Annotated in this window: 23 protein-coding genes; 14 read left to right on the top strand and 9 right to left on the bottom strand. The window is 68.1% G+C overall.

All coding sequences use genetic code 11. The features are described 5' to 3' along the window. Positions 1-5: 5 nt before the first annotated feature. From ACVBD7_RS07730 to ggt, 3 genes are all read right to left on the bottom strand, one after another. Positions 6-863, bottom strand: a complete 858-nt coding sequence (locus ACVBD7_RS07730) for a hypothetical protein (RefSeq protein ID WP_458096907.1) — start codon at positions 861-863, stop codon at positions 6-8. Positions 864-945: 82 nt separating this feature from the next. Then, a complete protein-coding gene (locus ACVBD7_RS07725; RefSeq protein ID WP_458096906.1) occupies positions 946-1,434 on the bottom strand; it encodes a CreA family protein in 489 nt (162 codons plus the stop codon). Positions 1,435-1,492: 58 nt separating this feature from the next. After that, positions 1,493-3,178, bottom strand: coding sequence for a gamma-glutamyltransferase (gene ggt, locus ACVBD7_RS07720; RefSeq protein WP_458096905.1), 1,686 nt, complete (start codon positions 3,176-3,178; stop codon positions 1,493-1,495). A 36-nt stretch (positions 3,179-3,214) separates the two neighbouring features. On the opposite strand from ggt, the gene ACVBD7_RS07715 reads away from it, so the two are divergent. Next, positions 3,215-3,592, top strand: coding sequence for a YraN family protein (locus ACVBD7_RS07715; protein WP_458096904.1), 378 nt, complete (start codon positions 3,215-3,217; stop codon positions 3,590-3,592). A gap of 84 nt (positions 3,593-3,676) precedes the next feature. Here ACVBD7_RS07715 and mepA read toward each other — a convergent pair whose 3' ends face one another. The 6 genes from mepA to ACVBD7_RS07685 all read right to left on the bottom strand — a co-directional run bounded on the left by mepA (position 3,677) and on the right by ACVBD7_RS07685 (position 9,560). Next, on the bottom strand, positions 3,677-4,504 hold the full coding sequence (mepA, locus tag ACVBD7_RS07710) for a penicillin-insensitive murein endopeptidase (protein WP_458096903.1): 828 nt from the start codon (positions 4,502-4,504) through the stop codon (positions 3,677-3,679). Positions 4,505-4,604: 100 nt separating this feature from the next. Continuing rightward, on the bottom strand, positions 4,605-4,907 hold the full coding sequence (locus ACVBD7_RS07705) for a hypothetical protein (protein WP_458096902.1): 303 nt from the start codon (positions 4,905-4,907) through the stop codon (positions 4,605-4,607). A gap of 8 nt (positions 4,908-4,915) precedes the next feature. Then, positions 4,916-6,283: an HlyD family type I secretion periplasmic adaptor subunit gene (locus ACVBD7_RS07700; RefSeq protein ID WP_458096901.1), complete on the bottom strand. Its 1,368-nt coding sequence runs from the start codon at positions 6,281-6,283 to the stop codon at positions 4,916-4,918. Further along, the gene (locus ACVBD7_RS07695) at positions 6,280-8,064 is read right to left on the bottom strand and encodes a type I secretion system permease/ATPase (RefSeq protein WP_458096900.1); all 1,785 of its coding nucleotides are present in this window, start codon (positions 8,062-8,064) and stop codon (positions 6,280-6,282) included. The genes ACVBD7_RS07700 and ACVBD7_RS07695 overlap by 4 nt, the downstream gene beginning before the upstream one ends. 99 nt (positions 8,065-8,163) lie before the next feature. Then, the gene (locus tag ACVBD7_RS07690) at positions 8,164-9,114 is read right to left on the bottom strand and encodes a glycosyltransferase (RefSeq protein ID WP_458096899.1); all 951 of its coding nucleotides are present in this window, start codon (positions 9,112-9,114) and stop codon (positions 8,164-8,166) included. After that, positions 9,111-9,560, bottom strand: coding sequence for a GtrA family protein (locus ACVBD7_RS07685; protein ID WP_458096898.1), 450 nt, complete (start codon positions 9,558-9,560; stop codon positions 9,111-9,113). The genes ACVBD7_RS07690 and ACVBD7_RS07685 overlap by 4 nt, the downstream gene beginning before the upstream one ends. Positions 9,561-9,672: 112 nt before the next feature. On the opposite strand from ACVBD7_RS07685, the gene ACVBD7_RS07680 reads away from it, so the two are divergent. The 13 genes from ACVBD7_RS07680 (at position 9,673) to ACVBD7_RS07620 (ending at position 24,837) form a co-directional block, all read left to right on the top strand. After that, positions 9,673-11,286, top strand: a complete 1,614-nt coding sequence (locus ACVBD7_RS07680) for an ABC transporter substrate-binding protein (RefSeq protein ID WP_458096897.1) — start codon at positions 9,673-9,675, stop codon at positions 11,284-11,286. Positions 11,287-11,377: 91 nt separating this feature from the next. Then, positions 11,378-12,961, top strand: a complete 1,584-nt coding sequence (locus tag ACVBD7_RS07675; RefSeq protein WP_458096896.1) for an ABC transporter substrate-binding protein — start codon at positions 11,378-11,380, stop codon at positions 12,959-12,961. Positions 12,962-12,975: 14 nt separating this feature from the next. Continuing rightward, positions 12,976-14,562, top strand: a complete 1,587-nt coding sequence (locus ACVBD7_RS07670; protein ID WP_458097661.1) for an ABC transporter substrate-binding protein — start codon at positions 12,976-12,978, stop codon at positions 14,560-14,562. Positions 14,563-14,673: 111 nt separating this feature from the next. Continuing rightward, on the top strand, positions 14,674-16,278 hold the full coding sequence (locus tag ACVBD7_RS07665) for an ABC transporter substrate-binding protein (protein ID WP_458097660.1): 1,605 nt from the start codon (positions 14,674-14,676) through the stop codon (positions 16,276-16,278). A 10-nt stretch (positions 16,279-16,288) separates the two neighbouring features. Next, the gene (locus ACVBD7_RS07660) at positions 16,289-17,230 is read left to right on the top strand and encodes an ABC transporter permease (protein WP_458096895.1); all 942 of its coding nucleotides are present in this window, start codon (positions 16,289-16,291) and stop codon (positions 17,228-17,230) included. Further along, positions 17,227-18,168 carry an ABC transporter permease gene (locus tag ACVBD7_RS07655; RefSeq protein ID WP_458096894.1) on the top strand — a complete coding sequence of 314 codons (942 nt, stop codon included), beginning with the start codon at positions 17,227-17,229 and terminating at the stop codon, positions 18,166-18,168. The genes ACVBD7_RS07660 and ACVBD7_RS07655 overlap by 4 nt, the downstream gene beginning before the upstream one ends. A 5-nt stretch (positions 18,169-18,173) precedes the next feature. Next, positions 18,174-19,187 (top strand): ABC transporter ATP-binding protein, encoded by a 1,014-nt coding sequence (locus ACVBD7_RS07650; RefSeq protein WP_458096893.1) that lies wholly within the window; start codon positions 18,174-18,176, stop codon positions 19,185-19,187. Then, on the top strand, positions 19,184-20,266 hold the full coding sequence (locus ACVBD7_RS07645) for an ABC transporter ATP-binding protein (RefSeq protein WP_458096892.1): 1,083 nt from the start codon (positions 19,184-19,186) through the stop codon (positions 20,264-20,266). Before ACVBD7_RS07650 ends, ACVBD7_RS07645 begins: the two co-directional genes overlap by 4 nt. A 98-nt stretch (positions 20,267-20,364) precedes the next feature. Then, positions 20,365-20,868 (top strand): (2Fe-2S)-binding protein, encoded by a 504-nt coding sequence (locus ACVBD7_RS07640; RefSeq protein WP_458096891.1) that lies wholly within the window; start codon positions 20,365-20,367, stop codon positions 20,866-20,868. Positions 20,869-20,886: 18 nt separating this feature from the next. Next, positions 20,887-21,678 carry an FAD binding domain-containing protein gene (locus ACVBD7_RS07635; RefSeq protein WP_458096890.1) on the top strand — a complete coding sequence of 264 codons (792 nt, stop codon included), beginning with the start codon at positions 20,887-20,889 and terminating at the stop codon, positions 21,676-21,678. Beyond that, complete coding sequence (locus tag ACVBD7_RS07630) at positions 21,668-22,954, top strand: NAD(P)/FAD-dependent oxidoreductase (RefSeq protein WP_458096889.1); 1,287 nt, start codon at positions 21,668-21,670, stop codon at positions 22,952-22,954. Before ACVBD7_RS07635 ends, ACVBD7_RS07630 begins: the two co-directional genes overlap by 11 nt. A gap of 82 nt (positions 22,955-23,036) precedes the next feature. Then, the gene (locus tag ACVBD7_RS07625; protein WP_458096888.1) at positions 23,037-23,828 is read left to right on the top strand and encodes a cold-shock protein; all 792 of its coding nucleotides are present in this window, start codon (positions 23,037-23,039) and stop codon (positions 23,826-23,828) included. A 172-nt stretch (positions 23,829-24,000) separates the two neighbouring features. Further along, positions 24,001-24,837, top strand: a complete 837-nt coding sequence (locus ACVBD7_RS07620; protein WP_458096887.1) for a flagellin — start codon at positions 24,001-24,003, stop codon at positions 24,835-24,837. The last annotated feature ends 8 nt before the right edge of the window (positions 24,838-24,845 follow it).

Here is a 24,845-nt window from a genome sequence, read left to right as displayed (position 1 = left end):
CCAGCTCAGTCAACGGCGGGGTGCGGCTTTGGCCGATCCAGGGCCAGCATCGCCGTCACCGCTTCGGCTAGCGCCTCCGGTCCCGCATCCGCGGCCTCGAGTACCGCATTGGACGGGATCGGCTGGCCAAGGCCGCGCGCGAGGCTGAGCAGCGCCGCATGGCCCGGGGGCGCGGCAATGCCCTCTGTTACCAGGGAGCGCTCCACATCCGCTGCGATCCGCCGTAGCCGCTTCGCCGGATCGCGCTCCTCCGCGCGCAGCACCTGCCGGATGAAGCGGGCCGTCGGTGAGTTTAAAAGCTGATTGCTCTCGTAATAAATCGAGGCAGTCAGCTCGGGAAGCTGCCGGAAACTCGCCTGCAGCAGATGCTGATCATCCGGCACCTGGGACCATTCCGAGGCCTCCCGCAGGCGCTCGGTCGAAATGGTGCCGTACAGCTCCATCCATCTCTGCATGATCTGTGCGGTCGCGGGATGGGCGCAGTTTGCGAAGAAAAGACCTGCGTTCATGTCCCAGAGCTGAGCCGAGGCGCCATGCGTGAAGACGAAGGCGTGGTCGACATGCTCGGCCAGGTAGCCGGTTACGTCGAAGCCGCGGTCATGCACATAGGCATCGGCATCCAGGTGCAGGAACCAGCCCTGGTAACCCTGTCCGATTAGATGGTTCAGCGTGAAGAAACGATTGTAGGTTGCGTGCCACGGATAGAAGCCGTTCAGCACGGCGTGCATGCAGGCGTAGCGGATGCCGTGGCGAAGGCAGAAGGCGCGGTTCGGCCGGGCGGTGATGCGCAGCATCTCGAAATAGCGGTCGGGGTCCGCGGACTGGACCATGACCATGGGCTCGTCCGGCTTGCGTTCGAACACGCCGCTTCCTCTTCCAAGATCAGCTGGATCAAGCTTCGGCCCACGGCCGGGACGACGCCCGGCCAGTTCAGCGCCAGAAGCGTCAGCGAGCGGCCGGCACCACCGCCACCGCGCTGAACGGCGAGCCCTCGACCAGCTTCGTCGACCACGCCACGTAGACCACCGCGTTGCGCTGTTCGTCAACGAAGCGGTGAACGCGGGTTTCCTTGAAGAACAAGCTGGTGGAGCTCTCATGCACGACTTCGCCGCGCTCGCCCCGAGCGGCGCCGGGCAGGATCTCGACCGGGCCGATCGCGGAGCAGGACAGGGCGAAGCGCGCCGGATCCTCGGCAACGCCGACCATGCCGGAAATGCCGCCAGTGCGGGCCTGGCTGATGTAGCAGGCGACGTTCCGCACCTCCGGATCGTCGAACCGCTCCACCACAATGCGATGGCTTCGGGTCAGGCCGAGATTGGTCAGTGCGGTGTTCACGTACCCGATCTGCGCCGTCTCGTCCGCCGCCGAGGCGGGGCCTGCGACGGCAATCGCGGCGAGAAGGGCCAGAGCGGGACGGTTGGCGATGCGGCGCATGGACGTTCTCCGGGTATCAGCCGCATAGCGCATGGCGGCGCCCGGAGTTGGGGTGACGCTAATCCCCGACCGCCACACCCTCGCGCCGCGGGTCGGCGCCGCCTGCCAGCCCCTCCGGCGTAACGCGGATGGCCTGCAGGCCCGAGGTCATCGGCCGGATATCCACCCGGTGCCCGCGCGCGAGGAGGGCGGGGGCGAGTTCTGCCGCTGGGGTGCCTTCCTCGAGCTCCACCGCCCCGCCCAAGGTGCCGACATGGGGCAGGGATACCGCTTCCTGCGGGGATAGGTTCCAGTCCAGCATGCCCACCAGCGCCTGCGCGACATAGCCGATGATGCGTGAGCCGCCAGGCGAGCCGATGACGGCGAGAAGCTTGCCCTCAGCATCGAGGACAAGGCTCGGCGACATAGACGAGCGCGGCCGTTTGCCGCCCTGCACCCGGTTCGCGATGGGTCGCCCTTCCTGGTCCGGGCGAAAGGAGAAATCGGTCAGCTGGTTGTTCAGGATGAATCCGCTGACCAGAAGCCTCGCACCAAAGGCGTCCTCTACCGTCGTGGTCATCGAGACCGCGTTGCCGGCGGCGTCTACGATCGAGACGTGGCTGGTCCCGTTCTCCACTGCCACCGCCATGGGCGCCTGTAGCGACGTCTCTCGCCAGCGCGGATTACCGGCCTGAGGTTCCGGGACGGCACGCGCGAGCGAGACGAGCTGGGCGCGCACGGTGAGGTAGGCCGGGTCCAGCAGGCCGCGCAGGGGAACCGGCACGAAATCGGAATCCGCCAGGTACTGCGCCCGGTCGGCGAAGGCGAGGCGCCCGGCCTCAGCGAGCAGATGTGCTGCCTCGGGTCCGCGAGGGGACAGGCGGGGCAGGTCGAAATGCTCGAGCACGCCCAGGATTTGCCCAACTGCCACCCCGCCCGAGGAGGGCGGCGGGAATCCGCAGATACGGTAGGTGCGGTAAGGCTGGCAGAGCGGCTGCCGCTCCTTCGGCGCATAGGCGGCAAGATCGTCCACCGTCATCAACCCGCCCTCACCATGGCCGCGGACGGCGGTGGCAATTGCTGCGGCTACGGGCCCGCGAAGCAGCCCTGCCGCGCCCTGAGACGCGATCAGCCGAAAGGTCTCGGCCAGGGCCGGGTTGCGTAGTCGCTCGCCGGCCAGCAGCGGGCGATTGCCGCCGCGCAGGAACAGCTCGCGGGTCGAGGAGTGGCGGGCGAGGCGGGTGCTGTCCGTGGCGATCGCCTCAGCCAATCTGGGAGAGACAGCAAAACCGCCCTCCGCCAGCTCGATCGCCCGCTGCCAAAGCGAATCCCAGGGCAGCTTGCCATGGCGGCGATGCGCCATTTCCAGCATCGCCACCGCCCCGGGCACGCCGACGCTGCGGCCGGAAATCACGGCATCATAGAAGGGCAGGGGTGTGCCATCGGGGCGTAGGAAGAGATCAGGGCGGGCCCCGGCAGGCGCGGTCTCGCGGCCATCGAATGCAGTGGCGGCCCGGGTCGATGCATCCCAATGAAGCAGCAGGGCGCCGCCGCCGATACCACTCGACTGCGGCTCGACCAAGGTGAGCACCGCCTGCACTGCAACCGCAGCGTCCACCGCCGCCCCGCCACGTCGCAGCACCTCCAATCCGGCCTCGGCTGCAAGCGGATGGGCCGCGGCCACCATCTGTCGCTGGACCGGATCGGCGGCCCGGGCGAAGTTGGGAAATAGAAGCACGAGGAGGGCGGCGACGATCGGACGCATGGCCGACTCCGGAGATTCGCGGGCTATCCTGCCAGCATGGACCCGCAAGCCAAGGAGGCGGCCCGTCGCGCGGCAGAGCGCCGCGGTGTGGATGCCGAGAGCCGTGCCGCCGAAGCGCTGGAGGCGCGAGGTTGGACCGTGCTGGCGCGCCGCGTTCGGACGCCCTCCGGTGAGCTGGACCTCGTGGCCGAGCGATCAGGTCTGCTGGCGTTTGTCGAGGTGAAAGCTCGGGCGACCCTGACCGAAGCGGCCTTTTCCGTCTCGCCCCGGCAGGCCGCGCGGATCATGGCGGCAGCTGAAGTCTGGATGGCAGGCAATCCCGGCCATGGCACAGCTGGTGTGCGGTTCGACGTCATCCTTGTCGCGCCGGAAGGTATGCGCCGCATCGCGGATGCGTTTCGCGTCTGGAGTTGATGCACAAGGGTGAACTGCACCCGATAAATTGCTGCAGGAGCAAACGGCTAAGGCGAGCTTCGCAAGCTGAATGCGAACTCCGGATCACCGCGTTCCAAGTATCCCTACGCAGGCTGCTGGCATACGGGGCGGCGGGCCGGGTGGACCCCCGCGATGCGGCTGCCGGGCCTCTGGGCTCAGCCACCACGCCAGGCCCGCATCGCAGCCGTCGCCTGCGGGGGCGGGAGGCTGGTCACGACATTCCGGGCTGCCCGGCGGGCAGCGGAGGCGGATATGCAAATGGCTGTCATGCCCGCGCCAGGGACGGACGAAGCGCATCCAGGGCTCGCCGGCATGGGTGGCACAGAGGCTGCGCTTGATGCCGTGGTTGATGAAGACACGGTCAATGCCGGGCAGTTCCGCGGCCATGCGGATCAGCCGTGCGTGGGCCTCAGTGAAAAGGTGTGGGTCCACGGCGGACTCATCGGGAAGGACGAGCGAGCGCTCCGGAAGGGTCTCCCGCGCCCGTGCCGGGACGAGCGGCTTCGGGGAGAGGTCCAGCCAAATATCGGCATCCAGCCCAATCTGATGGCTGGCATGTCCGAAGGGCAGGGGACCGCCTCGGGGCTGGCCGAGATCGCCAATCCAGAGATCGGGCAAGCCGGAACGTCGCGCACGGCCTGCGAGCTCACGAACCGCGGTGATCAGCACAGGGTGGCCCCAGTTGCGGTTCCGCGAGAGCCGCACGGCCTGCCAGCCCGGCCCTTCGGTTGGGAGCATCTCCGCACCGGCAATACAGCCGAGTGAGGTACCTCCGACGCTTCGGGCCGGTCCTGGCGCCGGACCCTGGGCGGCGGCCCATTGTGCGGCAGGCTGCCCGGCAGCGAGGCCGGGCGCGAGCAGCATGAGCAGGAGGGTGAGTTGACGCTTCATTCGCCAAGGATCGCGCCGGGCGGCCCGCATGGCCAGATGCAGATCTTGGCAACCGAGCCGCTGCCCCAGGTTATCGGGGCGGTGGAACGAAAGGCGGAGTTCAGCCCTGGAAGCGGAAGGCGGCAGGAAGCTCGCCGGGGTCCGCCGGGGCTGCCGCGGCCTGGGTAGCGGCCGGGGCGCCCGGCCTTGGCGCCTGCGCCTCACGCGCTCGGGCCTCCACCTCGCTTAGAAGACGGGTCAGGGTGCCGGCGAAAGCCGGGAGCTGCGCCAGAGGCACGACCAGCAGGCCGGTCGCGGCCGGCGTGCCGCTGCCGTCCTGCACGGCAAGCTTCAGCCGAGCGACACCGTGGCGAACAGTGGCTTCGAGGACGCCATCGGCGAAGAAGGTGGGGATTTCAGCCATGGGTGGTCCTACTGCTCGCGGAAGGCGCGGTGGAAGCTGTCGATGAGCGGCTGGATCATGTAGCGCAGGAAGGAGCGCTCGCCGACCTGGATCTGCGCCTCCACGGGCATGCCGGCGCGCAGGGTGACGTTCTCCAGCCGGGCCAACTGGCCCTCGTCGATGGTGACGCGCACCCGGTAATACTCGTGCCCGGTCCGCTCCTCGGTCGTCACGTCGCCGGCGACAACCGTCACCTCGCCGTTAAGGAAGGGAACGACGCGCTGTTTGTAAGCGGGCAGGCGGATCTCGGCCTGCAAGCCGGGATGGACGGAGTCGATATCGGTCGGGGCCACACGGACCTCGGCGATGAGCTTGTCTCGCGCCGGAACCAGCTCCATCACCGGCTCGCCGGCCCGCACCACCGCGCCCGGATTGAAGAAGCGGGCGTTGAGCACCGTGCCGTCCTCGGGCGCGAGGATCTCGCGGCGGGCGGAGACGTCGCTCGCGGCCCGTAGCCGCTCCTCTGCCTCGTTCAGCTTGGAGCGGACTTCGCGACCCTCGGTCGAGGCTTCCTGCAGGCGCTGGTCCGTTACCTGCCGGATCTGGAACTCGGCCTCGGCCACCTGGGCGCGGGCGCGCTCGATCTGCGCGAGGAGGTCGGCAATGGTGCCTTCAGCGGAGGCGACCTGGCGCTGAAGGGCAAGCAGACGCGGGAAGCGCTCCAGCCCCTGACGGACAAGGGTCTGCACATCCGCCTCCTCGCGCCGGAGCAGGGCAAGCTGGCGGCGCTGGCTGCCGATCTGCGCCTCGGCGGAGGCACCCTGGGACTGGTACTGCAGGATGCGCTGCTCGAGCACCTGAAGCTGGCTGCGCAGGCTTGCCTGGCGCGAGGCGAAGAGCACGCGCTGGCCGTCCATCGCCTCTCGGGCGCGCGGATCGTCGGAGGCGATGAGGTCCGGCGGGAAGGCGATGGCGGGAGCCAAGGCAATCTCGGCGGCGATGCGGCTGTCCTGGGCAATGAGGGCCCAACGCTGTGCCCGCGCCGCCTCCTGGCCCGTCATGGCCTGGACGTCGTCGAGGCGGAGCAGGGGCTGGCCGGCGCGCACCTGATCGCCGTCTCGCACCAGGATGTCGCGAACAATACCGCCCTCGAGATGGGCGATGCTGCGACGGCTGCCTTCGGCCTTGATGGTACCGGGCGCGATGGCGGCCTCGCTGAGCGGAACGAGGACCGAGAAGGCGCCGAAGCCACCGACGAAGACGAGCAGGGCCGCGGCACCGAGCAGCAGTGGCCCGCGGGTGCGCGGCCGCGGCCGGTCGAGCACGGGGAGCAAGACAGGCGGGGTGCGGGACGGCACGAGGTCCGTCCCTGTGGGGGATAGGGTCGCGAGGCTCATGCGGCGACTCCCGGCAGGTTCTTGGGGGACTGCCCCGCTGGCTGCGTGGGCGGCTGGGGCAGGGTGGGCTGGCCCGGCTGCGGCGGGAGGGCCTGGGGCGGGATCGGACGGGCGGAGAGGCGGGCCAGAACCTCGGCACGCGGCCCGAACAGCTCGGCCGCGCCGTCACGCATCACCAACACCTTGTCCACGCCGCGGATGAGGGAGGGGCGATGGCTGACGAGGACGACGGTGGCTCCGATCGCCTTCAGACCGGACAGCCCTTCGAGAAAACGGGCTTCCGCATCACCGTCGAGGCTGCTGTCGGGCTCGTCGAGGATGACCAACCGCGGGTCGCCGTAGAGTGCGCGTGCGAGACCGACCATCTGGCGCTGGCCACCGGAGAGCGAGCCCTCGGCCACCTCGGTCTCGTAGCCCTGAGGGAGTCGAAGCACCGCCTCGTGGCAGCCGGCGAGCCCGGCCGCGCGGTGCACGGCCTCTGGCGGGGCCTCGGGCTGGAGGCGGGCGATGTTACGGAACACGCTGCCCTCGAACAGCTCCACATCCTGAGGCAGGTAGCCGATATGGCGGCCGAGATCCTCGCGGGGCCAGAGGGCAAGATCCGCCCCGTCCAGCCTCGCGCTGCCGCTGACTGGTGCAAGAGTGCCGACCAGCAGACGCAGCAGGGTGGTCTTACCCGAGCCCGACGGGCCGATGATGCCCAGGCTCTCACCCGGCTCGAGCGCGAAGGTCACGCCCTTGATAACGGCACTCGGCTGGCCGGGCGGCGCCCAGGTGAGGCGTTCGGCGGTGAGCCGGCCGCGCGGGGCGGGGAGGGGCTCAGCCTCGGGACGGAGGCGGGCCTGGCCGAGGAAGAGCCGCAGCCGGCGATAGGACTGGCGCACCTGCACCAGCCCCTTCCAGCCGCCAATCAGTTGCTCCACCGGTGCCAGCGCACGGCCCATGATGATGGAGCCGGCGATGGCGGCGCCCGAGGTCATCTGCTGGTTCAGGGTCAGCCAGGCGCCCACGCCAAGAACGGCGATCTGCACAGCGAGGCGGACGAACTTGGTAGTGGCCGAGAGCACGGCCGCGCGGTCCGCCGCGCGCTGCTGCAGGGGCGCCGCCTCGGCGACGCCATTGCCCCAGAGGCGGAGAAGGGCGGGCACCATGCCCATCGCGTCCGCGGCCTCCGCGTTACGGGCTATGGCGTCGGCCCGCTTTTGAGAGGCCATGGTGGAGAGGTTGGCGCGCCGGAGCGGGCCGGAGGTGGCGAGCTCGGTGGTCAACGCCAAGCCGAACAGGATCACCGCCCCGCCCGTGGCAATAAGGAACAGGAGGGGATGCAGCAGGTAGATCACGCCTAGGTAGATCGGCACCCAGGGTACGTCATAGATCGCGAGCGCGCCCGGGCCCGAGAGCCAGGCGCGGCAGGTGCCGAGATCGCGGAGGGCCTCCATGCGGTAGGGACGGTTGCGCAGGGTGGCTTCGAGCGCCCGGGCGAAGCCCTCGGGGGCCACGCGGTTCTCCAGCCAAATGGCGACCCGCTGCATGATCTGGGACCGCACGCCCTCGAGCAGCGCGAGCAACCCGATGGCGGCAATAGCGACGAGGGTAAGCCAGAGAAGGGTGTCGATGCTGCGGGTCGCGAGGACTCGGTCGAAGACCTGCATCATGTAAAGCGACACAGTGAGCTGCAGCAGGTTCACCACAAGGCTGAACAGCCCCACCGCGCCGAACTGCGACCGGCATGCAGCGAGTGCGCTCTGTAGGGCATCCGCCCGCGGCCCAGGTACGGGCATTCTATAAAGCTCCCCCGACACGCCGGCTCGATACTACCAGGGCGTGCACTCGGGGGTCCAGTTAACATGAATCGGAGAACGAAAAATGAATTGAATCTTTCAGCTCGGGCGGTAGGTCGTCTCTGCCGGCTTCGGGGCGGGCTGCGCGAGATACGCGATGCGCTTCGCCTCAGTCCGTCCCCGCGTAACAGTGTCCAGGATAAGTCCGCAAGCCAGGGCAAGGAAGGCGAGCATCATCAGCATTACCGAGCCGATGAAGGTGGGAAGCCGCGGCACGAGCCCGGTCGCGAGGAAGGTCTCCAGAACCGGGGCGAAGAAGGCGGCACTGGCGAGGGCCAGCACGAGGGAGGCGATGCCGAAGAAGAGCCGCGGCCTCTCCCGCTGCACCAGGGCGAGGATCATTCGCAGGATGCGGTAGCCGTCGTGGTAGGTCCGGAGCTTGGAGGTGGAGCCAGGTGGGCGCTCGGCATAGGCCGTGCGGATCTCGCCCATCGGCATCCGCAGCTCCAGGGCGTGGACGGTGAACTCCGTCTCGGTCTCGAAGCCTCGGGCGAGGGCGGGGAAGGATTTCACGAAGCGGCGGGAAAAGCAGCGGTAGCCGGAGAGCATGTCCGTCACCCGATTGCCGAAAACCCGGCGAACCACCCCGGTGAGCAGCTGATTGCCCAGGCGGTGGCCAGGACGATAGGCAGCCTGGGCGTCGGTGACCCGGACGCCGGTCACCATGTCCAGCCGGTCCTCTAGCAGGGCGCGGAGCATGGCCGGGGCATCCGCGGCGTTATAGGTGCCATCGCCGTCGACCAGCAGGTAGGCGTCAGCCTCAACATCCGCGAACATCCGGCGGACGACATTGCCCTTGCCCTGCAGCGGCTCGGTGCGGACCACGGCGCCGGCCGCGGCGGCGTTTGCCCGCGTGCCGTCGCTCGAGTTGTTGTCGTAGACATAGACGGTGGCGCCCGGAAGGGCGGCCCGGAAGCCCGCCACCACGCCGGCGATCGCCACCTCCTCGTTATGGCAGGGAATGAGGACGGCAACCTCGGTCTGCATCATGGGCTTCTGAATACGAGCCGGCGGGAGAGGAAGAAGTTGCCGGTCATGCCGGCGAGCGCCCCTGCGGCGACGGCGACGACCGGGTGGGCAGCGGCGACCGACACCCGCGATACGAGAAAGGCGTAGGTCCCGTAGTTCACGGCGAAGCCGGCCAGGTTGACCAGCAGGAACAGGGCCCATTGGCGCCCCATGCCGGCCCTCCCGACCGGCTGCCCGGCCTCGCGGAAGGTCCAGGCGCGGTTGACGGCCCAGGTGGTGGTTGCCGCAGCGAGGTAGGAGAGGCAGCGGCCGCCATAGAGCCCGGCGCCCGCCGCGATGGCGGCGTAGAGCACGACCGTATCCACCACGAAGCCGAGCGTGCCCGTCGCCCCGAAGCGGAGGAACTGGGCGAGCATGGCGCGGCGCGGCGGCGCGGGCGCCGCTTCGCGGGGGATCGCGACGGGCATTGCGGCCTCAGTAGCCGCTCGTGGAAGGGTCGTGAAGGGCGGGGCTTGCGCGGGCGGCCCGGCTGGGCTTGCCTCTGCCCCCTGTCCCCACCCGGAAGGAACGATAGAGCGCATGTCCACGGATCGTCGTCGATTCCTCACCGGCGGCGCCGGCCTTGCCCTGGCGGGCGCCGGTCCGCTCGGCCTGGCCCGCCCGGCCCTGGCGCAGCCCGCCGGCGCGCGCGTGCTCAAGTTTATTCCCCAGTCCGATGTGGCGGTGACGGACCCGATCATCACCACCGCCTATGTCTCGCGCCACCACGGCTACGCGATCTGGGACACGCTTTACGGCTTTGACGAGGACTTCAACCCGCAGCCGCAGATGGCCGAGGGCCATAAGGTGGAGGACGACGGAAAGCGCGTCTCCATCACGTTGCGCACCGGGCTGAAGTGGCATGATGGCCCTGCGGTGACCGCGAAGGACTGCGTCGCCTCCATCCGCCGCTGGGCGGCGCGGGATTCACTCGGCCAGGTGCTGATGGCGCGGACGGACGCGCTGGAGGCGCATGACGACCGCACGATCGTGTTCCGTCTGAAGCAACCCTTTCCAATGCTCTTTGCTGCCCTGGGCAAGCCGAGCACGCCGGTTTGCTTCATGATGCCCGAGCGGATCGCGGCCACGGACCCCAGCCAGCCGATCCGGGAAATGGTCGGCAGCGGCCCGTTCCGCTGGAAGGCCGATGAGCGCGTGCCCGGTTCCCGCGTGGTTTACGAGCGCTTCGCCGACTACGTGCCCCGCGCCGAGGGCACGGCGAGCTGGACCGCCGGCCCCAAGCGCGTGAACCTCGACCGCGTTGAGTGGCATGTCATCCCCGATGCCTCCACGGCCGCCAACGCGCTCGCGAACGGCGAGATGGATTGGTGGGAGCAGCCCACGGCCGACCTGCAGCCCACCCTTCGCCGCAATCGCAACGTGGTGATGGAGATCCCGGACCCGACCGGGCTCTGCGCCGTGGCCCGCTTCAACCACCTGCATGCACCGTTCAACAATCCGGCCATACGGCGCGCCCTGCTCGGCGCCGTGGTGCAGGGCGACTTCATGACCTCGGTGATCGGAACGGACCGTTCGCTGTGGAAGGACGGCAACGGGTACTTCCCGCCGGGCACGCCGCTTGCCAACGATGCCGGCATGGAGGCGCTGAACAGTCCGCGCGACTACGAGAAGGTCAAGCGCGACCTGGCTGCCGCGGGCTACAAGGGCGAGAAGGTGGTCCTGATCGCGGCCTCCGACTTCCCCTCGCTGAACGCACTGGCGCAGGTTGGCAACGACATGCTGACCAAGGCGGGAATGAACGTCGAGTTCGTCTCCACTGACTGGGGCAGCGTTGTGCAGCGCCGGGCCTCACGCGAACCGGTGGAGCGTGGCGGGTGGAGCATTTTCTTCACCTTCTGGGCGGGGCTGGACATGATCAACCCCGGCGTCAGCCAATCACTTCGCGGCAACGGCCAGCAGGCATGGTTCGGTTGGCCGACCATTCCGCGGATGGAGGAGCTGCGGAATGCCTGGTTCGACGCGCCGGACCTCGATGGGCAGAAGAAGGTGGCCGAGGAGATCCAAAAGCTCGCCTTCGACGAGGTGCCCTATCTGCCGCTCGGCCAGTACTTCCAGGCCACGGCCTACCGCCGCAACATATCGGGCGTGCCCAAGGGCTTCCCGATGTTCTGGAGTGTACAGAAGACCGCCTGAGTCGCGCGCGCCGGGTCGCACCGGCAATGGCGGGCTTGCCCGGGTGGCACGCATCCTGCTCACATGCCCGCGACGGATGGGAGCAGGATGCATGATTGGTCGCCGCCACCTCTTCGGGGCCGCGGGAGCCGCCTTTGCGCCTGCCATGCCGGCGCTCGCCCAGCCAGCTTCCGCGCGCGTGCTGAAGATGGTTCCCCAGGCCAATCTGACGAGCCTGGACCCGATCTGGACCACTGCGAACATCACCCGCAACCACGGGTACATGGTCTATGACAACCTCTACGGCATGGATGCGCAGTTCCGTCCGCAGGCGCAGCTGGCCGAGGGACATATCGTCGAGGATGACGGCAAGCGCGTCATCCTTACCCTCCGCTCCGGCCCGAAATTCCACGATGGCGAGCCGGTGCGCGCGGCGGATGCGGTGGCCAGCCTCAAGCGCTGGATGAGGCGCTCGCCGTCCGGCCAGAAGCTGGCCGAGTTCGTGGAGGAACTCTCGGCGCTGGACGATCGGCGCCTGCAGTTCCGGCTGAAGCGGCCCTTTCCCTTCCTCATCCCGGCGCTCGCCCAGGTCAGCAACAGCCCGGCCTTCATCATGCCGGAGCGCATCGCCTCAACTGACGCCTTCCAGCAGATCCGCGAGACGGTCGGCAGCGGCCCGTTCCGGTTCAAGCGGGACGAGTTCAACTCGGGCAGCCTCGTCGTCTATGAACGCAACCCGGATTACAGCCCGACCCCCGTCGGCACGCCGAGCCTGACCGCCGGGCCGAAGCGGGTGTTCTTCGACCGCGTCGAGTGGCAGATCATCACCGACGCCTCCACCTCCGCCGCCGCCCTACAGAGCGGCGAGATCGACTGGTTCGAACAACCGCCGCCCGAGCTGCAGACGCTGATCCGCCGCAATCGCGCGCTCTCGGTGGAGCCGGTGGATCCATTGCCGCTGATCGGCATCCTTCGCTTCAACCACCTGCACGCGCCCTTCAACGACAAGCGCATGCGCCAGGCGTTGCTGCCCGCGATTGACCAGGCGGATTTCATGCAGGCGATCGTCGGCACCGAGCCCGGCCTGTGGGAGCATGCCGGGGTCTTTACCCCCGGCACGCCGCTGGCGAACGACGTGGGGATGGAAGCACTGCGCGGGCCGCGCAGCCTGGACCGTGCGAAGGCGCTGATGCGGGAGGCCGGCTACACCAACCAGCCGATGCGGCTGGTCGGGCCGACGGATATCCTGGCGCCGGCGGCGATGACGCAGGTCTGCGCCGACCTCGTCCGGCGGCTCGGCTTCAACGCCGACATCGTTCTGACGGACTGGGGGACGACCGTGCAGCGGCGCACGAGCCGCGAGCCGTTGGATCGGGGCGGGTGGAGCATGATCCTCACTTCCTTCTCCTCCTTCGACTTCGTGGATCCGTCGGCGCATTTCCCCCTGCGCGGGAACGGCACCAGCGCCTGGCCGGGCTGGCCCGACATCCCGCAGCTCGAGACGCTGCGCGACGAGTGGTTCCTGGCACCTGAGCAGGCGCAGCAACAGCGCATCGCGCGGGAGATGCAGCGCGTGGCGATGGACGAGCTGCCCTACATTCCCGTCGGCGCCTACAAGTCGCTCACGGCGATTCGGCGCGACATCCGGGATCGCGTCCCGGGATTCGCGATTTTCTGGAACATGAAGCGAGCCTGAGGAGAAAATCGATGATCCGCCGCCGCGACGCCCTCACCGGACTGGTTGCGGCGGCCGCCGCGCCGGCGCTCCCAGGCCCCGCCCTCTCCCAGGGGGCCGCCGCGCGCACCCTGCGCGTGGTGCCCCAGGCCAACCTCACCAGCCTTGACCCGATCTGGACCACGGCCGTGGTCACCCGCAACCACGGCTACCTTGTCTATGATCAGGTCTGCACGGTGGATGCTGCCGGGACGCCGCAGCCGCAGATGGCCGAGGGCTGGATCGTCGGCGATGACGGGCACTCCTGGACCTTCACCCTCCGACCCGGTTTGCGCTTCCACGACAGCGAGGCCGTGCGGGCGCAGGACTGCGTCGCGAGCATCCGCCGCTGGATGGTGCGCGACACCTTCGGGCAGGCCCTGGCCCTGCAGGTGGACGAGCTCTCGGTGCTGGACGACCGGCGGTTCCGTTTCCGGCTGAAAAAGCCTTTCCCCTTCCTGGCCCTCGCCATGGGCAAGAGCCAGAGCCCCTGCTTCATTATGCCCGAGCGGCTCGCGGCCACTGATCCCTTCCAGCAGGTGCGGGACGCCACGGGATCTGGGCCGTTCCGGTTCGTGGCGAACGAGTGGAATCCTGGCCAGACCGCCGTCTGGCAGAAGTTCGACGGCTACCAGCCCCGGCAGGAAGCCCCGGATGGGCTGGCCGGCGGGCGGGTTCCCCGGATCGATCGCATCGAGTGGACCGTCATCAGTGATCCCTCCACGGCGGCCTCCGCCATGGTGAATGGGGAGCAGGATTACTGGGAATATCCGCTGCACGATCTTCTGCCGGTGCTGCGCCGCTCCCGAGACCTCGTCGTGGAACAACGCCTTCTTGAAGGCACCTATGGCGTGCTCCGCTTCAACCACCTGCACCCGCCCTTCAACAACCTCGCCGTCAGGCGGGCGGTGGCGATGGCGGTCGACCAGCGCGACTACCTTCGCGCCGTGGCGGGGGATGATCCCAAGGGGTGGGGGGCCTGCGAGGGCGTCTTCACCTGCGGCAGCACCCTGGCGAGCGAGGAGGGTAGTGCCATCCTCAAGACCCGCAGCCTTGAGCGTGCCAGGGCGGCTCTGCGCGAGTCGGGCTATGCCGGGGACAAGGTGGTGCTCATCGCGCCGAGCGACTATCCGCAGATCAACGCCCTCTCCCTGGTCACGGCAGACCTGATGCAGCGGATCGGGCTGAACGTGGAGGTGGTTTCGGCCGACTGGGGGACTGTGGTTCAGCGCCGCGCCTCGCGCGAGCCGGTGGAGCGGGGCGGCTGGAGCGTGGTTCACACCACCTCCTCGGGCAGCGACCTGAGCGTGCCTACCATCCACTTGTTCCTGCGCGCCAACGGCCCGAACGCCTGGTTCGGCTGGCCGCAAGACGATCGCATCGAGGCCCTGCGTGCCCAGTGGCTGGAGGCCGGAGACGAGGCCGAGAGCAAGCGGATTGGCGCCGTCCTCAACGCCCGGGCAATGGAGGTGCTGCCCTATGTGCCGCTAGGCTTTTACTGGCAGCCGAGCGTGTGGAGGCGGAACGTGACAGGGGTATTCCGGGCCCCGGCAACGGTGTTCTGGAACATCGGCAAGAGCTGATGGCATGAGCCATGCAAGGCCATGACTGTGGCGCCCTGCCGGGTTTTCCGGCAGGCTTTCGCCAACAGGGACCAGGGCACGGCGAATGCCGGCCTGTATCGGGGGCTTGAGATGGATCGTCGTTCCCTTCTGAAGGCCGGCAGCGGGATCGCCGCGACCGCTCTCGTCACCGCCGGCCCAGCCGCGCCAGCCCTGTCCCAAGGCGCCGCTGCGCGCACCCTGCGCTTCGTGCCCCAGGCGAACCTAGCCAATTTCGACCCGATCTGGGGTTCGCAATACGTGGTCCGCAACGCCGCCGCGATGGTTTGGGATACGCTGTACGGCGTGGACGACAAACTCCAGCCGCAGCGGCAGATGGTCGAGAGCGAGGAGGTGTCATCCGACGGGCTGACCTGGACCTTCCGCCTACGCCCCGGGCTGAAGTTCCACGACGGCGAGCCGGTGCTGGCGAAAGACGCCGTCGCCAGTCTCAATCGTTGGGCCGTGCGCGACCCGATGGGCCAGATGCTGCGCGCTATACAGAACGAGCTGGTCGCGGTGGACGACCGCAGCTTCCGCTGGTCGCTGCGGTCGCCTTATCCGAAGATGCTGTTGGCTTTGGCCAAGAATAACGCGCCCTGCAGCTTCGTCATGCCCGAGCGCATCGCGCGGACCGACCCGTTCCAGCAGATCACCGAGTATGTCGGCTCCGGCCCGTTCCGTTTCCGCCGCAGCGAATGGGTTCCAGGCGCCAAGGCGGTGTTCGAGAAGTTCGCGGATTACCAGCCCCGCAGCGAGCCGGCTTCCTGGCTGGCAGGCGGCAAGCGGGTGATGGTGGACCGCGTGGAGTGGGTGGTGATGCCCGACGCCGCGACTGCCGCCGCCGCGTTGCAGAACGGGGAGGTCGACTGGTGGGAGAATCCGATCAGCGACCTCGTTCCCCAGCTCCGCCGCAACCGCAACGTGCTGGCCGACATAGCCGACCCGCTGGGCAATATCGGCACACTTCGGATGAACCACCTGCACCCGCCCTTCAATGACGTGCGCGCCCGCCGTGCCGTGCTGATGGCGATCAGCCAGGAGGACGTGATGCGCGCCCTGGCCGGTGACGACGAGAGCACCTGGAAGCGGCTGCCGAGCTTCTTCACGCCGGGCACGCCGCTTTATTCCGAGGAGGGCGGCGACCTTCTGAAGGGACCGCGCAACACGGAAGCCGCGCGCCGGCTCCTGATGGAGAGCGGCTACAAGGGGGAGCCGGTGGTGATGCTGGTCGCTCAGGACCAGCCGATCACCAAGGCCCAGGGCGACGTCACCTCCGAGGCGTTGAAGAAGATCGGCATGAACGTCGATTACGTCGCGACCGATTGGGGAACGGTGGGCAGCCGCCGTGCGGTGAAGACGCCGCCCGCGCAGGGCGGATGGAACATCTTCTTCTCGTGGCATGCAGGGGCAGACTGCATCAACCCGGCCGCCTATACCGCCATCCGTGCCAATGGCGACGGCGCCTGGTTCGGCTGGCCGAAGAGCGACGAGGTGGAGGCCAAGCGGGACGAGTGGTTCGCCGCGACCACGATCGAGCAGGAAAAGACCGCGATGGCCGGGCTGAACAAGGCCGCCATGGATCATGTGGTCTATGCGCCGACCGGGTTTTTCTCCTTCTATACGGCCTGGCGCCGCAACGTGTCGGGCATCGTAAAAGGGCCGCTGCCCTTCTTCTGGGGCGTGACCAAGAGCTAGGGTAATCGGGATGTTCGCCTACGCACTTCGCCGGATCGTCGCCACCATCCCCGTCATGGCGGTGGTGGCGCTCTTCGTCTTCAGTCTCCTCTACATCTCGCCCGGCGATCCGGCGGCGGTGATCGCGGGCGATCAGGCCACGCCACAGGATGTGGAGCGTATCCGGGCCAGCCTTGGCCTGGACCGCCCCTATCTCGTCCGCTTCGGCGAATGGGCCTGGCAGATCATGCGAGGCGATCTCGGCACCTCGATCTTCACCAACCTGCCGGTCAGCACGATGATCCAGCAACGGATCGAGCCGACCCTTTCGCTCATGATCATCACCTTGATTCTTGCCGTCGGCATCGCGGTCCCAATGGGTGTGGTCGCGGCCTGGAAGCAGGGCACCATCATCGATCGGGCGGTGATGGGATTTGCAGTGCTCGGCTTTTCCGTGCCCGTCTTCGTGGTGGGCTATGTTCTGGCCTATGTCTTCGCGCTCGAGTTGGATTGGCTGCCGGTGCAGGGCTACACACCCTTCTCCCGCGGGTTGTGGCCGTGGTTCCGCAACCTGATCCTGCCATCCGTCGCGCTGGGCGGCGTCTATATCGCCCTGATCGCCCGTATCACCCGCGCCACCATGCTGGAGGTCTTGCAGCAGGACTACATCCGCACGGCCCGGGCCAAGGGCGTGGCACAACCAGGCATCCTGTTCCTGCACGCGCTGAAGAACGCGGCGGTGCCGATCGTCACCGTCATCGGCATCGGCGTGGCCCTGCTGATCGGTGGCGCGGTGGTGACCGAGAGCGTGTTCGCCATCCCCGGTCTCGGGCGGCTGACGGTGGATGCAATCCTGCGCCGGGACTACCCGGTGATTCAGGGTGTCATTCTGCTGTTCTCCTTCACCTATGTTCTGGTGAACCTGCTGATCGACCTTCTTTACACCCTGTTCGATCCGAGGATCCGGTATTGAGCACCTCGACCTTCCAGCCGGAGACCATTCCGCCCGGCGTGCTGCGGCGGCAGGATGTCGCCGCCGCTGCCCCGCTTCCCGATATCTTGCCGCCCGTAAAGGCGCGCCGGGGCCTTATCGGCTTTCTTCGCCGTAATCCGACCATCACCTTCGGTGGCGGATTGCTGCTGCTGATCCTGGCGATCGCGATTTTTGCACCCCTGCTCTGGACGGTGGACCCCACGGCGCTGGCGCCGGCGCGTCGTACGCGCGAGCCCTCCGCCCTTTACTGGTTCGGGACGGATATGCTGGGGCGCGACGTCTATTCCCGCGTGCTGTACGGCGCGCGCGTGTCGCTCATCGTCGGCTTCTCGGTGGCCTTCTTCGCATCCATCATCGGCCTAACCATCGGCCTGATCTCCGGCTTCATCCGCTGGGCCGATGCCATCATCATGCGGATCATGGACGGGCTGATGTCCATTCCCTCCATCCTGCTGGCGATCGCCCTGATGGCGCTGACCCGCGGCAGCGTAGGGAACGTGATCCTCGCCATCACCATCGCCGAGGTGCCGCGCGTGTCCCGCCTGGTGCGCGGCGTCGTGCTGTCGCTGCGCGAGCAGCCCTATGTCGATGCGGCCGTCGCCTCGGGCACCACCGCCCCGCGCATCATCTTCCGCCATATCCTGCCGAATACCCTGGCGCCGCTTACGGTGCAGGCGACCTATATCTGCGCCAGCGCCATGATCGCCGAGAGCATTCTCTCCTTCATCGGCGCGGGCACGCCGCCGATCATCCCCTCCTGGGGGAACATCATGGCGGAGGGCAGGGCGCTCTGGCAGGTGAAGCCTTACATCGTCTTCTTCCCCGCCATCTTCCTGTCCCTCACAGTCCTCGCGGTGAACCTGCTTGGCGACGGCCTGCGCGACTGGCTCGATCCCCGCATGGCAAAGAAGGTCTGACGCCCATGTCCGCCACCACCGCGGCCGCAGGCCCCCTGCTGGATGTCCGCAATCTGCAGACGCATTTCCGCACCCCCGACGGCGTGAACCGTGCCGTCGATGGGCTCTCGTTCCATGTGAATGCCGGCGAGACCATCGCCATCGTCGGCGAGAGCGGCTGCGGCAAGTCCGTGACCGCCATGTCCATCCTGCGGCTGATCCCGGAGCCTCCGGGTAAGATCGCCGGTGAGATCCGGTTCCAGGGCAAAGACCTCGTGAAGCTCTCCGACAAGGAGATGCGGTCGATCCGCGGCAACGAGGTCTCCATGATCTTCCAGGAGCCGATGACCTCGCTGAACCCGGTGCTGACCGTCGGCCGGCAAATCGGGGAGACGCTGCGCCTGCACCAGGGGCTGAATGGTCAGCAGGCCGAGGCCAAAGCCGTGGAGATGCTGAAGCTCGTCGGCATCCCGGCACCCGAGCGGCGGGTGAAGGAATATCCGCACCAGCTCTCGGGCGGCATGCGCCAGCGCGTGATGATCGCGATGGCCCTGGCCTGCAACCCGCAGCTTCTGATCGCGGATGAGCCGACCACCGCGCTCGATGTGACGATCCAGGCGCAGATCCTGGACCTGATGCGGGACCTAAAACACCGGGTCGGCGCCGCCATCGTGCTGATCACCCATGACCTCGGCGTGGTGGCCGAGGTCGCGGAGCGGGTGATCGTCATGTATGCCGGGCGCAAGGTCGAGGAGGCGCCGGTGCGCGAGCTCTTCAACTCGCCGAAGCATCCCTACACCCAGGGCCTGCTCGGCGCCGTTCCGAAGCTCGGCTCCTCGCTGGACGGCACGGCGGAGCGCCTGGCCGAGATCCCCGGCCTCGTTCCCAGTTTGAAGACACGCATCGACGGCTGCGTCTTCGCCGGTCGCTGCCCCAGGGTAACCGATCTCTGCCGCGAGGTGGCTCCGGCGCTGGAGCCGAAAGCGCCGAACCACACCGCCGCCTGTCACTACGCCGAGAAGGAGCTCCTCGCCGCATGAGCGCCACCCTCTCCACTACCGCCACGACCGACAGCGCCGTCTCGCACGGCTCCACCTCGGGCACGCCGATCCTGCAGGTCGATGACCTGAAGAAGCACTTCCCGCTACGTGGCGGGTTGATGGGCGGCGTCACCGGGCATGTCTATGCCGTGGACGGCATCTCCTTCGAGATCGCCAAGGGCGAAACGCTGTCGCTGGTCGGTGAATCCGGCTGCGGCAAGTCGACCGTCGGCAAGGCGGTGCTGCGGCTGTTCGACATCACCTCGGGCCAGGTCGTTCTGGATGGCCAGCGCATCGACACGATGTCGCAGGCGCGGCTCCGGCCGATGCGTCGCCGCGTGCAGGTCGTGTTCCAGGACCCGTTCAGCAGCCTCAACCCCCGCATGCGAGTGAAGGACATCCTCGCCGAGCCAATCCGCAACTTCGGCCTGGCCAAGGACAACGCGGATCTGGACCGGCGCCTTGCCGCGCTGATGGACACGGTGCGACTGCCTCGGGACGCCATCACCCGCTGGCCGCACGAGTTTTCTGGCGGCCAACGTCAACGCATCGGCATCGCGCGCGCCCTCGCGGCCGAGCCCGACCTGATCATCTGTGACGAGGCGGTTTCCGCCCTCGACGTCTCGGTGAAGGCGCAGATCGTCAACCTCCTGCAGGATCTGCAGAAGGAACTGGGTCTCGCGCTGCTTTTCATCAGCCATGACCTGGCGATCGTGGAGCACATGACGCATCGCGTGGCGGTCATGTATCTCGGCAAGATCGTGGAGGTGGCTCCGCGCCGCGGCCTGTTCGCCGCGCCCAAGCACCCCTACACCCAGGCGCTGCTCTCGGCCGTGCCGGTTCCGCAGCCCGGGGCCGCCCGCACGCGCATCGTCCTTCAGGGCGACGTGCCCAGCCCGATCAACCCACCCAAGGGCTGCCGCTTCCACACCCGCTGCCCCTATGTCTTCGACCGCTGCCGGGTCGAGGAGCCGCTGCTGAAGGCAACAAGCCCCGACCATACCGCCGCTTGCCATCTGCACGACCTGCCGGCTGAGCAGAATCCGCTCTCTGGCGAGGCCTCGCCTCTTCCTCATTAGGGAAAGGCTGGCCGAGATCATCGCCCGGCGCTCCTCGCCTTGACGCAAGGGGGGCGCCGCGCGACCTTCCGGGCGTTGCACGTGGCGGGGAACGGAACATGCCGAATGTCAGCCTGACGGTGAATGGCCAACCTCACAGCGTTGAGGTCGAAGGCCGGACCCTGCTGGTCGAGCTGCTGCGCGAGAAGCTGCGTCTAACCGGGACCCATGTCGGTTGCGACACGAGCCAGTGCGGCGCCTGCGTGGTGCATGTGGATGGCGAAAGCGTGAAGGCCTGCACCATGCTCGCGGTACAGGCCGAGGGCACCACGGTGACCACCATTGAGGGGCTGGCGGCTGCCGACGGGACGCTGCATCCGATGCAGGAGGCCTTCCGCGAGTACCATGCCCTCCAATGCGGCTTCTGCACGCCGGGCATGGTGATGTCCGCCATCGATCTGGTGAAGAAACACCCGGACGGGCTGGACGAGCACGCGATCCGCGAGGGGCTTGAGGGCAACCTCTGCCGCTGCACGGGCTACCACAATATCGTCAAGGCGATTGCCGCAGCGCAGGACGTGATGCACGGCCGCCGCGAGACCCTCGCCCCCGCCGAAGTCTGAGCCGGAGACCCGATCCCGATGTACGACTTCGCCTACCACAAGCCCGCTACCCTCTCCGAGGCGCTGGCCCTGCTGGCCGATCCGGAGGCCCGCCCCATTTCGGGTGGCCAGACAATTCTGCCCGCGCTGAAGCACCGGCTGGATCACCCCTCTGCTCTGGTGGACCTTTCCGGTATCGCCGAACTCCGCGGCATCCGGCGGGAAGGGGACAGGATCGTCATCGGCGCCATGTCCCGCCACGCCGAGATCAACAAGAACCCGGTCGTCACCGGTGCCATCCCCGCGCTGGCCCAGATGGCCGGCCATCTCGGGGACACCCAGGTCCGCAACCGCGGTACCATGGGCGGTTCGCTGGCCAACAACGACCCGGCGGCGGACTACCCCTCCGCCGCCCTGGCATTGGGCGCGACCTTCGTCACGGACCGGCGGCGCATCGAGGCGGACGAGTTCTTCCAGGGCATGTTCACCACGGCTCTGGAGCCGGGCGAGCTGCTGACCTCCATCGAGTTTCCCGTCCCCGAGAAGGCCGGCTACGCAAAGATGCGAAACCCGGCCTCGCGCTACGTAATGACAGGTGTTTTCGTCGCGCGCGGGCCGATGGGGGTGCGGGTGGTGGTGAACGGCGCTGGCCCCGGCGTGTTCCGCCAGGCCGAGATGGAAGCAGCACTGGCCGCCAACTGGTCGCCCGACGCGGTGGCCGGCATTCGGCAGTCGGCGGACGGGCTAAACGGCGACATCCATGGCAGCGCCGAGTACCGGGCCCACCTGGTCACGGTGATGGCGAAGCGCGCGATCCTGGATGCCGGCTGAACCGGCGCCCGGCGCCGCGCATCTTGTCGTCATCGGCGCCGGCATCGTCGGCGCCGCGACCGCCCTGGCGGCGCTGGACCGGGGATTCCGCGTTACCATCCTGGATCCGGGCCCGCCCGGGGGTGAGCAGGCGGCCTCCTACGGGAATGGCTGCTGGCTTTCCCCAATGTCGGTCATACCGCCAGCCGGGCCCGGGCTGTGGAAGCAGGTTCTAACCTTCTTAAGAGACCCGCTTGGGCCGCTGGCTATTCGCTGGTCCTACCTGCCGCGAGCGTTGCCCTGGCTTTGGGCCTATCTGCGCGCCGGTTGGACCGAGGCGCGGGTGCTGCAGACGGCCCATGCTCTCCGCAAGCTGCTGGAAGACGCGCCGACCCGGCACAAAGGGCTCGCCGAGCGGGCTGGCGTCCCCGACCTGATTCGGCGGGACGGGTTGATGTACGTCTATCCTTCCCGGACGGAGTTCGAGCGAGAGGCCATGAGCTTCCGCATCCGCCAGCAGGTCGGGCTGGTGTGGCGGGAGATCGGTCCGGAGGAGATGCGCCAGCTGCAGCCGGAGCTGGACCGCCGTTACGGCTTTGGCGCTCTGTTCGAAGAGGCCGGCCACTGCACCGATCCGGGCGCCCTGGTGGCGGCGCTGGTTGAGCAGGCCGTGACGGAGGGCGCGACGATCCGCCGCAGCGCCGCCACCGGCTTCCGCATCGAGGGCGGCCGGCTGCGGGCCGTGAGGCTGGGGGAGGGCGGTGAGATCGCGGCCGACCGCGCCGTCATTGCAGCAGGCGCTCGCTCGAAGGCCCTGGCCGCTGCGGCCGGCTCCCGCGTGCCGCTCGAGACGGAGCGGGGCTACCACGCCGTAGTGCTCGGCGCCGAAACCGGGCCGCGCATCCCAATCATGCCCTCCGACGGCAAGATGGGCATCACCGCCACCAGGCAGGGGCTGCGGGCTTCTGGGCAGGTTGAGATCGCGGGGCTGGAGGCAGCGCCGAACTGGAAGCGGGCCGAGATCCTGCGCGACCACCTTCTGCGCGCCTTCCCCGCCCTTCCGCGGGACCTCCCGGCGGATCGAGTGAAGTTCTGGATGGGCCATCGCCCCTCCATGCCGGACGGCCTGCCATGCCTCGGGCGCTCGGCCGCGTCGGCCGATGTGATTCTCGCTTTCGGTCACGGCCATGTCGGGCTCGTTGCGGGTCCGCGCAGTGGCGAGATTGCGGCCGCACTGGCCTCCGGAGCCCCGGCCGGTATGGCTTTAGCGCCCTATGACCCCGCTCGATTCGGCTAGCATTCCTTGCAGCGCCGTGCCAGCATGACGATACCGGTCCTGCATCCCGTCGGGCCGATCTGTTTGCGGATAGTGAGATACAGTGTTCCCCGAGAATGAATCGCAGGGCGGCACCGGGCCCGTCGAGGCCGAGGTGAAGTGGTATAACGGCCGCAAGGGGTTCGGCTTCGTGCTCGGGCCCGACGGACAGGACGTTTTCTTCCACGCATCGGCTATGGCAGAGGCCGGCATCCAGTCGGCTGACACGGGCGATAAGCTCGTCTGCGAGATCGGCACGGATCGCCAGGGCCGTCGCCTCGTTACGCGCATCATGGAGCTGAAGCCCGGTCCGGGCGGCGGAGCCGGTGGCGGCGGTGGCGGTTTCGGGGATCGTCCCCCGCGTCGTGATTTCGGCGGCGGTGGCTTCGGGGATCGTCCCCCGCGCCGGGATTTCGGCGGCGGCGGTGGTGGCTTCGGGGATCGTCCCCCGCGTCGTGACTTCGGCGGCCCGCCGGGCGGCGGTTTTGGGGATCGTCCTCCGCGTCGTGACTTCGGTGGCCCGCCGGGCGGCGGTTTCGGCGGTCCCGGTGGTGGTGGTGGCTTCGGCGCTCCACGGCGCGAGTTCGGCGGTGGTGGTGGCGATCGCCCGCCGCGCCGCGACTTCGGCCGTGACGAGGGTGGCCCGACCTATGCCGTGAACGGGACGGTGAAGTGGTTCGACCAGGTCCGCGGCTTCGGCTTCGTGACCCCGGATGACGGTGGCCAGGACGTGTTCCTGCACTCCTCCGTTTTGCAGCGCGCGGGCGTGACTGACGTGCAGCAGGGCCAGAAGGTCAATCTGGACGTGCGCGACGGTCAGCGCGGCCGCCAGGCCGTGCAGTACAAGGGCGGCTGATTACCGCGTTTCTTGCGAAGTTTGGAAGGCCCCGGCGCAAGTCCGGGGCCTTCTTTTTTGCTCAATCGTATCGACTGAAGTGGCCGGGCTCCCTTGGTTAGCGATTCCTTCACTCCCTGCGGTCAGTGTGACGGGAGAGCGAGAGAACCGCTGACGCGAAGGGAAGAACCCGATGGCGATGAATTCGGTTAACACCAACCTTGGCGCACAGGTCGCGCTGCAGTCGCTGAACCGCACGAATGATGCGCTGTCGGTGACGCAAAAGCGCGTCTCGACCGGCTACCGGGTCGCTGACGCCAAGGATGACGGCGCCGCCTTCGCCGTGGCGCAGCAGGTTCGCGCGGACATCGCCGGCCTTACCTCCGCCAACGAGCAGATGGGGAGCGTACAGGGCATCCTGGACACGACGCTTTCGGGTCTCACCAAGGTCTCCGGGACGATGACCGAGATCCGCGGCGTGCTCGTGAAGCTCGCCGACGGTACGCTGTCCTCGTCGCAGCGCACGCAGTACCAGGCCCAGTACGACTCCCTCCGCACGCAGGTGCAGAATTTCATCGAGGACGCGACCTATAACGGGCGCACTTTGCTGACGACGTCCACGGCGGCGGGTGGCGGCGACATTGCGACGACGCGGAACGAGCAGGCCACGCTCTACACGCTGAACGCTGTCGAGGGTTCGACCGCGCTGGTCGTCGACGCGGCCCCGACTGATGCCGCATCGGCTGCCTCGGCGCTTGCCTCTACCGGCGATTTCACGTCAAAGATGAGCGCGGTGAACACGGCGCTGAATACCTTCGGCTCGAACTCCAAGTATCTCGAGTCCCAGATGAGCTACAACAAGGAGAAGCTCGACTCCCTTGAGACTGGCCTGGGCTCGCTCATCGACGCCGATCTCGCGAAGGAAAGCGCAAAACTCCAGGCGCTGCAGATCAAGCAGCAGCTCGGCACCCAGGCGCTCGGCATTGCGAACCAGTCCCCGCAGGGCCTGCTCAGCCTCTTCCGCGGCTGAACTCGTCG

This window comes from Roseomonas sp. WA12 (assembly GCF_054165765.1).
Note: the sequence above shows the minus strand (reverse complement) of the source record. Positions and strands in the feature narration are given on the sequence as shown.

Coding starts and splice junctions, on each gene's coding strand:
- ACVBD7_RS07725 (WP_458096906.1), bottom strand. CDS start 1,434: ATGCGCCGCATCGCCAACCGTCCCGCTCTGGCCCTTCTCGCCGCGATT.
- ggt (WP_458096905.1), bottom strand. CDS start 3,178: ATGCGTCCGATCGTCGCCGCCCTCCTCGTGCTTCTATTTCCCAACTTC.
- ACVBD7_RS07715 (WP_458096904.1), top strand. CDS start 3,215: ATGGACCCGCAAGCCAAGGAGGCGGCCCGTCGCGCGGCAGAGCGCCGC.
- mepA (WP_458096903.1), bottom strand. CDS start 4,504: ATGAAGCGTCAACTCACCCTCCTGCTCATGCTGCTCGCGCCCGGCCTC.
- ACVBD7_RS07705 (WP_458096902.1), bottom strand. CDS start 4,907: ATGGCTGAAATCCCCACCTTCTTCGCCGATGGCGTCCTCGAAGCCACT.
- ACVBD7_RS07700 (WP_458096901.1), bottom strand. CDS start 6,283: ATGAGCCTCGCGACCCTATCCCCCACAGGGACGGACCTCGTGCCGTCC.
- ACVBD7_RS07695 (WP_458096900.1), bottom strand. CDS start 8,064: ATGCCCGTACCTGGGCCGCGGGCGGATGCCCTACAGAGCGCACTCGCT.
- ACVBD7_RS07690 (WP_458096899.1), bottom strand. CDS start 9,114: ATGATGCAGACCGAGGTTGCCGTCCTCATTCCCTGCCATAACGAGGAG.
- ACVBD7_RS07685 (WP_458096898.1), bottom strand. CDS start 9,560: ATGCCCGTCGCGATCCCCCGCGAAGCGGCGCCCGCGCCGCCGCGCCGC.
- ACVBD7_RS07680 (WP_458096897.1), top strand. CDS start 9,673: ATGTCCACGGATCGTCGTCGATTCCTCACCGGCGGCGCCGGCCTTGCC.
- ACVBD7_RS07675 (WP_458096896.1), top strand. CDS start 11,378: ATGATTGGTCGCCGCCACCTCTTCGGGGCCGCGGGAGCCGCCTTTGCG.
- ACVBD7_RS07665 (WP_458097660.1), top strand. CDS start 14,674: ATGGATCGTCGTTCCCTTCTGAAGGCCGGCAGCGGGATCGCCGCGACC.
- ACVBD7_RS07660 (WP_458096895.1), top strand. CDS start 16,289: ATGTTCGCCTACGCACTTCGCCGGATCGTCGCCACCATCCCCGTCATG.
- ACVBD7_RS07650 (WP_458096893.1), top strand. CDS start 18,174: ATGTCCGCCACCACCGCGGCCGCAGGCCCCCTGCTGGATGTCCGCAAT.
- ACVBD7_RS07645 (WP_458096892.1), top strand. CDS start 19,184: ATGAGCGCCACCCTCTCCACTACCGCCACGACCGACAGCGCCGTCTCG.
- ACVBD7_RS07640 (WP_458096891.1), top strand. CDS start 20,365: ATGCCGAATGTCAGCCTGACGGTGAATGGCCAACCTCACAGCGTTGAG.
- ACVBD7_RS07635 (WP_458096890.1), top strand. CDS start 20,887: ATGTACGACTTCGCCTACCACAAGCCCGCTACCCTCTCCGAGGCGCTG.
- ACVBD7_RS07630 (WP_458096889.1), top strand. CDS start 21,668: ATGCCGGCTGAACCGGCGCCCGGCGCCGCGCATCTTGTCGTCATCGGC.
- ACVBD7_RS07620 (WP_458096887.1), top strand. CDS start 24,001: ATGGCGATGAATTCGGTTAACACCAACCTTGGCGCACAGGTCGCGCTG.